This window comes from Candidatus Vicinibacter affinis (genome assembly GCA_016714365.1).
Taxonomy (GTDB): Bacteria; Bacteroidota; Bacteroidia; order Chitinophagales; family Saprospiraceae; genus Vicinibacter; species Vicinibacter affinis.
Genome location: JADJNH010000005.1, coordinates 1,605,104 through 1,617,733 on the forward strand (window position 1 = coordinate 1,605,104; position 12,630 = coordinate 1,617,733).

Below are 12,630 nucleotides of genomic sequence, written 5' to 3' on the forward strand. Positions count from 1 at the left end.
ACAGGAGCCCTCTGTTGTGTAACAATGGAGGGCTTTTTCTTTTTATTTAGCTTACTAGCTTTTTATTAAGTTCTTGATAATGAATAATTTGGTTGCAATTCAAATTGTTTGATTCGAGTCAGGGTAGGTTAATGTTTTTTAAAAGGGTGTAACAAAGTTGGCTAAGCATTGGCTTATTTTGTACTTTTGTATAAATTTTATATATGAGTTTTAACATTAGCGGTAAACTACACAAAGTGTTCCCCATGGAAAGCAAATCTGCAAATTTCCAGACACGTGAATTTGTTATTGTTACTGAAGAGCAATACCCACAATATCTCAAGTTTCAATTGGTTCAGGATCGTTGTAGTGTAATTGAAAAATTTCAACCAGGACAGCAGATCACGGTACATTTTGACTTACGAGGTCGAGAATGGCAGGAGAAATTTTTTACGAATCTTCAGGCCTGGAAGGTCGAATCTCAGGACATGACTCAAGTGAAGGCCGGAGAGCAAATTGTGAGCGGGGATTCAGACCAGGATCCATTTGCTACTGCTACGGAGCAGTTCGATGATCTTCCTTTTTAAAATGCATAAACTTTTAATTATACTGTTTGCGCTGGCATTGAATTATGTTGAAGCGCAAAGTATATATTTTGTGAGATCGGTTTTTGAAAATGATTTAGGAGAGTGGAGTCTTAGAGATTCTGTTGATGAGGAATTGGGATTTCTCAGGATTCGATTTATGAATCAGGACAAGTTGGCCGGATGGGATTGTAGAATTTTAGAAGAGAGTGGAACCATCAGATTGCGATGGGCTGACAAACCTGATGAATGGACACTTCAAATGGGGGGTAAAACATTCATGGCTACGCCTGTATGGCCTGGCCAATATGATCAGTGGAGAATAACAGACAATCAGGAAGCATTTACCTTATTTGCCAAATTTGATGTGGAGGGAGTAGACTGGCGGTTAGTTGACGGATCGAATAATTCCGTGGTTTCTATTTACAATGAATACATAAACGATAAAAGAGATTGGGTATTGGAATATGATCCTGATAAAATTACCAACTCATTTGTGGTGTTGAGTTTTTTTATCATTGTAAGATATTTGTAAACTGCTGAAAGACTTTTAGCAAATTTATTAACGCCCTCCGGTAATATTTTGATTGTTTGGAATTTTAATAAAATCAAGAGAGCCAGGTCTTACCCCAATGAAAAAAGAAAAGGCTCTCGATTGAGGATAATATTGAAACTCCATAGTCCAACAATGTAGATTTCTAACCAATCCAAAATCAGGGTACGTAGGTGCTTTTCGTAAAAAGTCATAACCAATTTGCCCTATTCTTGCACTCCAGTTTTTAGTGATTGGAATATTACCGGATGTACTTATGCTGTTATAGTCCAGCTTAAAAGTATCCTTGCCATTTGTTTGTCTGACAAAGGAATACTGCATGTTGTGGTTAAGGCTGAATGTTTCCAACATATTTTCCAAAGAAGGCAATCCATCCGCTACGGGTTTTTGTTTTTTGATGAGCCGGAAAATCTGTCCCACCGTTGCAGAATTTACAATCCCAAATGAAGCTGAAACCACGTTGAACAATTTTTTATCTGTGTTTATCAGGTATGCATTTTTTCTTATCTCAGTATTACCGGATAATATCCTTTGGTAAGGATCCACCGTTATCGAATAGGTGAGCGTTGTCAGACCTTTAAAAATTGAGTTTCTTCCTACTCCACTGATGTTGCTCAATTTAAAGGAGTCAGCAAAAACATTGTAATTGCCACCAAATGAAAAGTTCTCTATGATTGGTATTTTTTTAAAGCTGGAATCTTTTTTAGAATAGTATTTCAATTCTACTCTATTATTTACGCTGTAGTTAATTTGGAAATTTTCTGCCGGAGGGTTACTCGTCCCAAAAGGACTTCCCTGATAAACCAAATATTTTTTAGGAACATTTTTTTCAGCTCTTGTATCCGTATCCACATATTTAGAATAATTGAATGGAGCCTTACTGTAATCCGGAGCAAAGCTGGCGTTAAGACTTGGTGCAATGACATGTCGAATTCCCCGGAACCAGCCTTTCTTTGAAAGAACCTGACCATAGATTTGGGTGCTTAGGTTTAGATTTGCGGATATGTTGCGATAAGCATAAAAGCCTCTTTTTACTTTATTTTGTTCCAAACCAAATAAGGTATCTATCGTGTTGCCATTGACATCCTTGCGGATAATCATGGTGTCCAGAAGAGTTAATTCCCGTTTCTTATTAAACCACTCTTCGTAATAATTTATTCCAGGGGTCAGACTGAAGTATTTTAATATTCTAAAAGAGGCATCCAGACTTGCTGAATGTTTTACACCATATTGCATGGTGTCCAGTGTACTTTGTTTGAATAGGTTAGTGTCTAAAGTGCTGAATCTGTTTGTTAAGCTAGAGTTGTAATTCAAGTTAATGCGTTCGTACCAATTGGGTTGGGCACTAATTTTCTTATTATTTTTAAAAGGTGTAATGGGTCTCATTCTTACATCCAGTTGAGGAAGCGTCATATTAATAATTCCAGTATTTAGGTTTTGGTCATGGTTAAATGTAGCAATCAGAGAGAAGGGTGAATTAGGAAATTGGTAGTTATAGGTAAGGTTGGATCTAAGCTGACTGTTCAACCGGTTTCGGGCATCCTGGAAAACTACCCGGTCAAAGGAGCCTGTAGAAATGTTTACATCACCTGAAAAACTTCTGTATGGATGGGCGGTTTGTGCCTGGGCATGTCTCCAGGAAAGTCGCAGTGGTCTTTTAGTTATCGTTCTGTAATCATTTGGAATTCTTTCTTTGAGATAGGAATATTCCAAACTGAAATTTCCATTGTATTTATATTTTTTGTTATAGTTTCCGGCTGTAAGAATCCTGAGAGAACCCTTAAACCAAATATCTGTGAGCACTTTGAGGTCAAGGAAGTCATTAATCGGAAAATAATAACCAATCTCTCTTAATCCAAACCCATAACGTGGATCAAAATCGTAATTCCTTGGAAAGATTAACCCGGAACTTCGGTCTTTTGAAATGGGGAAAAATCCAAACGGCAACATGAAGGGAGGAGTTGGGATTCCTTTGATTTTAACAATGGAGGGACCAATTATGATCAGTTTATTAGGTATTATCTTTTGTTTATTGCTGTAAATGCCAAAATGTGGTTCAGGATTATCGCAGGTAGTAAAGATTCCATTTTTATTATAAATGATGTCATCACCATCAGAGCCGGCTGATTGTTTTGAAATAAACTTGGTCGTTTCGCCATGGATGTAGATATCTGTTTCTTTGGTTACGATTTGGGTGATGATACCTTTTCTGGATTTAAAATTGTAACGAATTTTTTGCGCATCAAAAGATTGATTTCCATCTACAAATTTCGGGATTCCTGTTTTTTGTCCCAAACTGTCCATCAGTGGTTCTGCATAGGCGATACTGGAGTTCATGTCAATGCGGATATAATCAGCCCTCAGCGTCATCGTCTGATATTTCACAGAGGCATCTCCATAAAGATGAATCCACTTATTGTTGTAATCAAAGATGATACTGTCTTTTGATTGGTAGTCTACCGGCACTTCTATTGAATCTGCTGAAACAACATACAATTTATAGTCTCGTATAATTAATGAATCTGAACCGCTTGAATCAATTTGTAGCGGCTTAAGTCGGCTATCCTGTGCTGAGATAACAGAAGCGATCAAAAACAAGAAAAAGATGATTCTCAGACTCAAATCAAAAATTTATTTCAAATTATATATAAAATTGTTTAATATGTATATCTTTGTTTAAGAAATAAGAACTCAAATGGAAAACTACGTAAAGCAAGCTCATTGGGCTAGCTATGTCCTCTTATGTGGGCTTATTCAGCTCATACCATCAGGGATTAACGCAAATAACGACCCAAAAGTACAAATTATTGGCAGGCATACGATCGTTTTAGATGCCGGACACGGTGGAAAAGATTGTGGGGCAAAAGGTCGCCTAGCGCATGAAAAGGATATTACACTTGCTGTGGCAAAAAAGCTTAGTGTATTGTTGAGTATTTGCATGCCTAATACCGAGGTATTACTTACTCGAGAGGAGGATGAATATCTCGAACTGTTCGAGAGGACAAGGGTGGCCAATGATCAACGAGCAGATTTGTTTATTTCGCTTCATTGTAATGCTAATTCTTCCACCCATGCTCATGGTACAGAAACCTATATCATGGGTTTGCACAAGCTTAAAGAAAATTTGGAAGTGGCGAAGAGGGAAAATCTTTCAGATAACAAAGACCCAATAATGACTTCCGGGCCAGATAAAGATGCAGATTTTATCATGTTGTGTAATTTTCAGGATTTGAATCACGAGCAAAGTATACAGTTGGCCACATTATGCGAGTCTACCTTCAAATACAAGCATCCGGGGGGGAGCAGAGGGGTCAGGCAGGCCGGTTTTATGGTCTTGCATCAAGCTGCCATGCCCAGCATCTTAATAGAAATGGGTTTTATATCCAATCCTGAAGAAGAGGCCTACCTAGCGTCGGATACTGGACAAAATGAGATAGCGGCCATGATTGCAGATGGAATACTGGCTTACTTTTTACAACTGGATGAGCCAAAGTTGTTGACAGCAGAGAGAAATTCTAAATTACCAGAGTAATTTTGAATGGTTCCTTGTCTTACCAAATTCAAGTTGGTTTACGAAAAAAAAGCAGAACCTTCAAAATTGGATTATTTTTGGGTTTTTAAACTGCTTGAGCTGTGAAAATTTCGTCCGAAACTAAGATTGGTCTGCTTACCGCAGTGACTTTGGCAATATTAATAATTGGTTACAGATTTTTAAAGGGCAGCAACCTTTTTGATCGATCTAAGATATATTATGCCGTATTTAAGGATGTACAAATGCTGGATGCTTCAGCTCCAGTTTTGGCCAGAGGTATAAAAGTAGGGACTGTTATTAAGGTGGAATTAAAATCTGAAAACCCTGATTCAGTGGTTGTGACCCTGGATGTAAAGTCTAAAATTAGGTTGCCCCAAAATTGCAAAGCCGTTTTGATTTCTACAGGAATTATAGGTGGTAAGGCGATTGAATTAAGGTTTGATCACCATTGTATAGAAGATTGTGTTCCCAATAAATCTTATTTAAATACGGAAGTTCAGTCACTCCTGAGCGGGATGTTTCCTAAAAACGAATTTGAGGAATATACCAAACTTCTCAGTGCATCTTTGGATACCCTATTTAGTTCAACCGGTGTAAAAACCGAGGTAAATGCGGCGGCACAAGATGTGAAAGCAACCTTGCACAATTTGGCCAAGGTATCTGAGCAACTGGAAGCTGTAATGAGTGCATCGTCACATCACATCAATCAATCTTTGAAAAATGTGGATGTGTTGACTACTTCCCTGACCAACGACTCCAAAGCTATATCACAGAGTTTGGAGAATATTTCTGTTATCACCAAACAAGTTAAAGATGCTGATCCCGGAAAATTGGTGAAAGATGCCAATGCGACCATTAATCATCTGGATCAGACCTTAACGGAGGGAAAGAAATCTATTGCACAATTAAATCAGGTAATTACTCAAATCGAGCAAGGAAAGGGGAGTTTGGGCAAATTGATAAACGATCCTAATTTGTACAAGAATCTTGAGAAAACAAGTAAGAACCTAGAATATTTGTTACAGGACATGAGGTTGAATCCAAATCGGTATATACACATTTCTGTATTTGGGTCAAAAAACAAGCCATACGAAGGTCCGGTATCAGATCCTGTGGATAATATTAAATAGAAGAATCTAGGATCGTTCTTCAGAAAATAGTTTGTTGAAGAAACCTTTGCAACTATTAATGTATCACGATGTGATCAGGAAGTTATTTGATTCATTCGGATACCGCCATTTCCTTCATCTTTTGTAAGCCAGCTTAGATAGTAGTCCGGATCTTCTATACCGACTGCATGCTCAGTCATTAATAAAGGTCTGAAGGTATCCACCATTACAGCTAATTCTTTTGTTTCTTTTGCTCCGATGCTTTTTTCAACAGTACCCGGGTGGGGTCCGTGGGGAATACCTCCCGGATGTAGTGTGATCATTCCACGTTCCACATGCTTACGGCTCATAAAATCTCCATCAACGTAATAAAGAACTTCATCACTGTCAATATTGCTGTGATTATAAGGAGCCGGAATGGATAGTGGGTGATAATCATACAGTCGAGGGACAAAGGAGCAGATGACAAAATTTCTACCATCAAAAGTCTGGTGTACCGGAGGTGGTTGGTGCACTCTACCGGTAATGGGCTCAAAGTCATGAATGGACAGGGCAAATGGATATACAAAACCATCCCAACCTATTACGTCGAATGGATGACCGAGATAATGATATGGGTATATATTGTCTTGTTTTTTTATGTACAATAAAAAATTTCCTTTTTCATCAAAAGTTTCCAAATCTGTAGGCTTCCGAATATCTCTTTCACAAAAAGGGGCATGTTCCAATAGTTGACCAAAGCTATTTCTGTAACGGGTTGGAAAGGTAATGGGTCCTGAAGATTCCACTATCATGAGGCGATTATCTGCGCCATCGAAATGAAATTGGTAAATGGTTCCTCTTGGGATCACCAGATAGTCACCATAAGAAAATCGAATTTGTCCATAAATTGATTTGAGTATGCCATTTCCTTGATGGATAAAAACAACTTCATCTGCATCTGCATTTTTAAAAAAATAGCTATTCATGCTTTGAGTCGGGGCGGCAAGACTAATTTTACAATCTTCATTGACTAAAACAGGCTTCCGACTTTTTAAATAATCCGGATCAGGCTTAATGTTAAATCCCTTCAGGCACCTATGTTTAAGTTGTTTGTCATGAATGGTTTTGGCAGCAAAAGAAAATGGTTCGTCCACCTGAACTATTTGTGTTGGGGGATTGTGGTGATATAAGATTGAATACAGGTCAGAAAAGCCTTCAGTTGAGAATAATTGTTCGCTGTAAAGGCTACCGTCTTTTTTTCTAAATTGAGTATGTCTTTTGTGTGGAATTTCTCCAAGAGTATAATAATGCATAAGTAATTTTTTACTCTGCAAAACTAACAATTAATCCGTCTTACCGGAGCTGAACAGAACATCACTTTTTTGAGGTAAGCCGAGTTTGATCAAACATGGATAACAGACAGACTAAAGATTATCTTTGGGGTTAGAAATACTTTATCATGGAAAATAAGGAATTGGCCTCACTGTTTAATGAGATGGCGGGTCTCATGGAGTTGCATAATGAGAATGAATTCAGAATCAGAACATACGCCAATGCCTATTTGAATTTAAGAAAACTGGATATTGAACTTTCAGGAAAGACGTTACCAGAACTAATGGAAATTCAAGGTGTAGGTAAGACTATTGGTGAGAAAATTTTAGAAATAAATACGAAAGGAACTTTTGACTCTCTTGAGCAACTAAGGGCAAAAACCCCTGATGGTGTGAGGGAAATGATGAAAATTAAAGGAATTGGCCCGAAAAAACTTAAAATGATTTGGAAGGAAATGGAAATTGAAACTCCGGGTGAATTGTTGTATGCTTGCAAGGAGAACAGGTTGATTCAGTATAAAGGATTTGGGGTTAAAATACAGGAGGACATCGTCAAAAGTCTAGAATATTATCAAGCGAATCAGCATTCTTTCTTAGGCCCAACCGCTCTTGAAGAAGCCTTTAGCATGGAAAAAATTATAAAGTCTATGAATCCACAACTTGATATTCGACTGGTAGGGGAACTTTCCAGAGGGATGTCAACCGTAGATGAAATTAATTGGTTGGTGAACCAGGATATTCAAAATTTTCCAAATGAATTGTTTATTGTTTCAAGAAATTCACATGAAATAAATGGGATTTGGAGTGGGAGCCTTCCGGTAAAGATTATCATAAACGGAGGTCCAATAGATGCGTATGCACTGATTTCTCACACTGGAGGTTCATCTGCATTTCATACTTATCTTGAATTAGACAAGAATCATCTTAATATCACTGATGAGCGGGAATATTTCAGGAGTGTCAACAAAAATTATATACCTCCGGAATGTAGAGATCTTGATGATTATCATTTTTTTAAAGAGGAAGAACTTATCAATGTACAGGATATTAAAGGAGTGATACACAACCACAGCACTTACAGCGATGGGTTATACAGCATTCTTGAAATGGCCAAAGAGTGCATTCGGTTAGGATATAGCTACTTGGTCATTTCCGATCATTCCAAATCAGCAGGTTATGCCAATGGATTGTCTATGGAGCGAGTCGAGATGCAATGGAGGGAAATTGATCAGTTGAATATCCAGTTGGCTCCGTTTAAAATCTATAAATCAATTGAATCAGATATTCTTTCCGATGGTTCTTTGGATTATGATGATGAGATCTTAAAAGGATTTGATTTGGTTATAGCCTCCATTCACAGTAACCTCAAGATGAATGAAGAAAAAGCAATGTTGAGGTTACTTCGAGCCATTGAAAATCCATACACAAGAATCCTAGGCCATCCGACAGGGAGATTGTTATTGTCAAGACCAGGGTATCCCATAAATTATCATAAAATAATTGAAGCTTGTATTTCAAATGGAGTTGTCATTGAGCTGAATGCCAATCCTATGAGATTGGATTTAGATTGGCGCTGGATCAGCTATGCCCAGGAAAAGGGAGCTTTGATTTCTATTAACCCTGATGCACATAACTTAAAAGGAATTAGGGACATAGGGTATGGCGTTCAGGCTGCAAGAAAGGGTGGGTTAAAAAAGATAAATTGTTTGAATTTCAAGGACATAGCCGAATTTGATCGGTGGATTTTGGCAAAACCACAGAATTAAAAAAACATTAACATACCGTTTGGTAAAGGATAAATTTCATTTGGCAGAGTCATGATAATTTTACATCCGAATTATAAAATGATCATAAATTAAATTTAATAGAACATGAAAAATCAGAATTTTTTGAGTTTGGCATTTTTTGCAATTCTTCTTTCAGTCGTTTCTTGCAAGAATGACAGTGCAAATAACCAAAGCACAACTGCGGATCCTGCCGCTGCAGGTACAGTTGCAAATCCTGGTGATGTTGCCAATCCTGCAGGAGAAGCTACACCAGCAGCTCCAACCGGTCCTACCACCACTGTTGAATATGAGACAATGGTATATGATTTTGGAGAAGTTAAAGAAGGAGAGCATGTAAAATATTCTTTCAAATTTAAAAACACTGGTAGTGAACCATTGGTAATTTCTGACGCAAAAGGTAGCTGTGGTTGTACAGTTCCTGACTGGCCAAGAGAGCCAATTGCTCCAGGAGCCTCTGCTGAAATCAAAGTTGATTTTGATTCTAAAGGAAAAGGTTCTGATGACGGATCTAAGCAAACAAAGAGAGTAACAGTGACCGGTAATACCAATCCAGCACAAACTTACCTGACTATTTCAGGCGTTGTGAAGAAGGATCCAAATGCTAAGCCAGCAACACCTGGTACAACTGCTAATTAAATTTTTTTAATAGAATAGTAATCTGAATAAAGCTCCTGAATATTTCAGGAGCTTTATTTTTTTAAATATTGCAATTAATATTTTAAAATAGTTTACTTGGAATTATGAAGTCATTTTTTTCTTTGGTAAAGTTCAGCCATACAGTTTTTGCACTACCATTTGCTTTGATTGGATTTTTTATTGCCCTGAATAATCACGGACTTCAACCAGTTCAATATAAAATTTTAGGTTTGATCCTGATCTGTATGGTGACAGCAAGGAATGCGGCGATGGCGTTCAACAGGTGGGCAGATCGATTTATTGATCAAAAAAATGAGCGAACAGCCTTAAGGGAAATCCCGAGTGGTGTGGTGAGTTCAAAATCAGCTATTGTTTTTATATTGATAAATGTTGTGCTATTTATATTTAGTGCATTTTTAATAAATCCACTTTGTTTTTATTTATCTCCGGTTGCTCTTTTAATTGTTTTTGGTTACAGTTATACCAAAAGATTTTCCTGGCTTTGTCATGTTTTTTTGGGTTTAGGACTTTCCTTAGCTCCCATTGGGGCATATATTGCAGTCACTTCACATATGGCTATGTTGCCCTTACTTTATGGATTTGCAGTAATAACATGGGTTGCAGGATTTGATGTTTTGTATGCTTTACAAGACATTGAATTTGACCGTAAAGAAAAATTATATTCTATTCCAAGTCGCTTTGGATTAAAGAAAGCGTTGGCCATATCTTCTGTACTTCACTTTGTTTGTGGATTATGTATCATAGCTTGTTCTTTTATTCTATATAGGGATTATGGTTTGGAGTATTGGATGATGACTGGAGCATCAGGATTTATTTTTCTCTTGATTTATCAACACGCGATAATCTCAAACAACAGACTTGATCGAATCAACATTGCTTTTTTTACCACCAATGGAATTGCCAGTATTTTTCTGGCGTCTTTTACAATACTTGATTTTTATTATTGATTTTTAAGAAATTCCATCATTTTGTTCACCGCAACTGATCGATGACTTATGGAGTTTTTAATTTCATCACCCAACTCTGCAAAGCTTTGATTAAATCCATCCGGGATAAAAACAGGATCGTAGCCAAAGCCGGCAGACCCAGATTTATTTAATGCTATGGTGCCACTCACCATGCCTTCAAAGTAATAAATTTCATCTTGCCAAATTAAGGCAATGACAGTTCTGAATCGTGCCTTGCGATTTGATTCCTGTCCCATTTTATTCAATAATAGGTCCATATTATCTGAGGCATTTCTTGCAGGCCCAGCATACCTGGCAGAAATAACGCCAGGTTCGTTATTCAAACAAAAAACTTCGAGCCCTGTATCCTCTGCAAAACAATCCAGACCAGTCCGATCATAAACATATTTTGCTTTAATGGTTGCGTTTGCTTCCAGAGTATCACCGGTCTCCGGGATTTCCTCAAAAATATTAAGATCTGTAAGATTTACCAGTTCAATATTTTTTGGCAGGATAGCAATGATTTCACTTCTTTTATGTTCGTTTGAACTTGCAAATACGAGTTTCTTCATTGAATACTTTTTAAGGCTTTGAGTGCTGACCACAGCATTTTTTTCTGTAAATCCTGTCCGTTGTAGATTGAAATGGAATGAGCAAAAATTATTTTAATATTTGTAAGGTTATAAGTTTTGTGAAGGTCCTCGCAACCATTTAGCATTAATTGGGCTGGTGTAATTCCGAAGGCAATTATATCAAAAGGCTTTTCCTTAGGCAAGTTCTTTATGGGAAAGAAGGAATCAGGTTTTAATTCTACTAAATCAGTGTTTTCATTAAGAAGTAGTTTTACTGAAGCAAGGATTTTAGCTAAGAAATCCATTTGTGCAAGATCAGGAAATTCAGTCTTAGGTATCAAAACAATATTCTGATATTTAAGTTTGTTAACTGGTTCAACCAAATCTAATTCTGGAACGTTATATGATTTAAGAATGTTTTTAAATTTTTCCAAGGTTAATAATATTTAATTAATGGCCATTTGACCGGTATAAAAGTAAAGTTTTATCTACATTTGTAAAAAACCAATCTATGTATAAGACAATTAAGATCTCCAAAACCAGTGAAAGCAGACTGTCAGAAGTTGATTTTAACAACATTCCATTCGGTAAAGTGTTTGCGGACCATATTTTTGTAGCTGATTTTGATGGAAAGGCGTGGAAAAATTTCGAAATATGTCCATTGCATAAGATTCCTTTTCACCCTGCGACAATGGCTTGGCATTACGGTCAGGCGATATTTGAGGGGATGAAGGCCAGTATTTCAGACGACGGGGTTCCGCTTTTGTTTAGACCAGAAATGCATGCAAGAAGATTAAATGAGTCTGCAAGGCGAATGTGTATGCCTGAATTTCCGGAGGATATTTTTGTTGAGGCCTTAAGCCAATTGCTGACTATAGATAAGGAATGGATTCCAAAAGATGAAGAAAGTGCCTTGTATATTCGCCCTGTTATGATGGCCACAGATGAGTTTGTTGGCGTGAAATCTTCTGAGACCTTTAAACTGATGATCATGACTTTACCATCAGGGCCTTATTACAGCAAACCGGTAAGTTTGTTGGTTGAGGAACATTATGTAAGAGCATGTGATGGGGGAGTAGGAGAAGCAAAAGCGGCCGGAAATTACGGGGCGAGTCTTTATCCTACTATGTTAGCCAAGAAAAAGGGATACGATCAAGTTATGTGGATGGATGCAAAAGAATTCAAGTATGTCCAGGAAGTAGGGACCATGAATATCTTTTTTGTATTGAAGGATGTGGTTTTAACTCCAAATCTTAGTGGCACAATTTTGAAGGGAATTACCAGAGACAGTTTAATAACTTTGATGAAAGAACGAGGTGTCAGGGTGGAAGAAAGACCGGTTAGTATGGAGGAAATTTATCAGGCATACAAGGCTGGGTTGCTTCTTGAAGTTTTTGGTGCCGGGACCGCCGCTGTCGTTGCCAATGTATCCAAAATTGGATATAAAGGAGAGGATATACTTTTGAATGAAGATCATTGTGAGCTAACAGCCTTTCTCAAATCCACCATCAACGGTATTCGTAAAGGTCGTATAGCAGATACACATCATTGGATTCATCCAGTGAAAGAAGAAGTTTTACTGAGTTAAAAATTATAC

General features: G+C 37.4%; 12 protein-coding genes. 8 read left to right on the plus strand and 4 right to left on the minus strand.

Annotation, left to right across the window (positions count from 1 at the left end; genetic code table 11):
* The first annotated feature begins 203 nt into the window (after positions 1 to 203).
* The gene (locus IPJ53_06360; protein ID MBK7798713.1) at positions 204 to 566 is read left to right on the plus strand and encodes a DUF3127 domain-containing protein; all 363 of its coding nucleotides are present in this window, start codon (positions 204 to 206) and stop codon (positions 564 to 566) included.
* A 1-nt stretch (position 567) separates the two neighbouring features.
* Positions 568 to 1,098, plus strand: a complete 531-nt coding sequence (locus tag IPJ53_06365; protein MBK7798714.1) for a hypothetical protein — start codon at positions 568 to 570, stop codon at positions 1,096 to 1,098.
* 27 nt (positions 1,099 to 1,125) lie between these two features.
* Here IPJ53_06365 and IPJ53_06370 read toward each other — a convergent pair whose 3' ends face one another.
* A complete protein-coding gene (locus tag IPJ53_06370; GenBank protein ID MBK7798715.1) occupies positions 1,126 to 3,738 on the minus strand; it encodes an LPS-assembly protein LptD in 2,613 nt (870 codons plus the stop codon).
* A 73-nt stretch (positions 3,739 to 3,811) separates the two neighbouring features.
* On the opposite strand from IPJ53_06370, the gene IPJ53_06375 reads away from it, so the two are divergent.
* Positions 3,812 to 4,648, plus strand: a complete 837-nt coding sequence (locus tag IPJ53_06375) for an N-acetylmuramoyl-L-alanine amidase (GenBank protein MBK7798716.1) — start codon at positions 3,812 to 3,814, stop codon at positions 4,646 to 4,648.
* A gap of 101 nt (positions 4,649 to 4,749) precedes the next feature.
* A complete protein-coding gene (locus tag IPJ53_06380; protein MBK7798717.1) occupies positions 4,750 to 5,778 on the plus strand; it encodes an MCE family protein in 1,029 nt (342 codons plus the stop codon).
* Between the two features lie 74 nt (positions 5,779 to 5,852).
* On the opposite strand, the gene IPJ53_06385 is transcribed toward IPJ53_06380, so the two are convergent.
* Complete coding sequence (locus IPJ53_06385) at positions 5,853 to 7,052, minus strand: homogentisate 1,2-dioxygenase (protein ID MBK7798718.1); 1,200 nt, start codon at positions 7,050 to 7,052, stop codon at positions 5,853 to 5,855.
* Positions 7,053 to 7,198: 146 nt separating this feature from the next.
* Here IPJ53_06385 and IPJ53_06390 point away from each other — a divergent pair, with 146 nt between their 5' ends.
* From IPJ53_06390 to IPJ53_06400, 3 genes are all read left to right on the plus strand, one after another.
* Positions 7,199 to 8,836, plus strand: a complete 1,638-nt coding sequence (locus IPJ53_06390) for a DNA polymerase/3'-5' exonuclease PolX (protein MBK7798719.1) — start codon at positions 7,199 to 7,201, stop codon at positions 8,834 to 8,836.
* A gap of 105 nt (positions 8,837 to 8,941) precedes the next feature.
* Entirely contained in the window at positions 8,942 to 9,493 is a 552-nt protein-coding gene (locus IPJ53_06395; protein ID MBK7798720.1) for a DUF1573 domain-containing protein, read from the plus strand.
* A 104-nt stretch (positions 9,494 to 9,597) separates the two neighbouring features.
* Positions 9,598 to 10,461 carry a UbiA family prenyltransferase gene (locus IPJ53_06400; protein ID MBK7798721.1) on the plus strand — a complete coding sequence of 288 codons (864 nt, stop codon included), beginning with the start codon at positions 9,598 to 9,600 and terminating at the stop codon, positions 10,459 to 10,461.
* Here the strand turns inward: IPJ53_06400 and rdgB are convergent.
* Positions 10,455 to 11,033: an RdgB/HAM1 family non-canonical purine NTP pyrophosphatase gene (gene rdgB, locus IPJ53_06405; GenBank protein MBK7798722.1), complete on the minus strand. Its 579-nt coding sequence runs from the start codon at positions 11,031 to 11,033 to the stop codon at positions 10,455 to 10,457. The genes IPJ53_06400 and rdgB overlap by 7 nt on opposite strands.
* A complete protein-coding gene (locus IPJ53_06410) occupies positions 11,030 to 11,467 on the minus strand; it encodes a hypothetical protein (protein MBK7798723.1) in 438 nt (145 codons plus the stop codon). Before IPJ53_06410 ends, rdgB begins: the two co-directional genes overlap by 4 nt.
* A gap of 77 nt (positions 11,468 to 11,544) precedes the next feature.
* On the opposite strand from IPJ53_06410, the gene IPJ53_06415 reads away from it, so the two are divergent.
* The gene (locus IPJ53_06415; GenBank protein MBK7798724.1) at positions 11,545 to 12,621 is read left to right on the plus strand and encodes a branched-chain amino acid aminotransferase; all 1,077 of its coding nucleotides are present in this window, start codon (positions 11,545 to 11,547) and stop codon (positions 12,619 to 12,621) included.
* Positions 12,622 to 12,630 lie beyond the last annotated feature (9 nt).

Bases quoted from the DNA above. Each gene is read 5' to 3' on its own strand.
- IPJ53_06360 (MBK7798713.1), top strand. From the start codon at position 204: ATGAGTTTTAACATTAGCGGTAAACTACACAAAGTGTTCCCCATGGAA.
- IPJ53_06365 (MBK7798714.1), top strand. From the start codon at position 568: ATGCATAAACTTTTAATTATACTGTTTGCGCTGGCATTGAATTATGTT.
- IPJ53_06375 (MBK7798716.1), top strand. From the start codon at position 3,812: ATGGAAAACTACGTAAAGCAAGCTCATTGGGCTAGCTATGTCCTCTTA.
- IPJ53_06385 (MBK7798718.1), bottom strand. From the start codon at position 7,052: ATGCATTATTATACTCTTGGAGAAATTCCACACAAAAGACATACTCAA.
- IPJ53_06390 (MBK7798719.1), top strand. From the start codon at position 7,199: ATGGAAAATAAGGAATTGGCCTCACTGTTTAATGAGATGGCGGGTCTC.
- IPJ53_06395 (MBK7798720.1), top strand. From the start codon at position 8,942: ATGAAAAATCAGAATTTTTTGAGTTTGGCATTTTTTGCAATTCTTCTT.
- IPJ53_06400 (MBK7798721.1), top strand. From the start codon at position 9,598: ATGAAGTCATTTTTTTCTTTGGTAAAGTTCAGCCATACAGTTTTTGCA.
- rdgB (MBK7798722.1), bottom strand. From the start codon at position 11,033: ATGAAGAAACTCGTATTTGCAAGTTCAAACGAACATAAAAGAAGTGAA.
- IPJ53_06415 (MBK7798724.1), top strand. From the start codon at position 11,545: ATGTATAAGACAATTAAGATCTCCAAAACCAGTGAAAGCAGACTGTCA.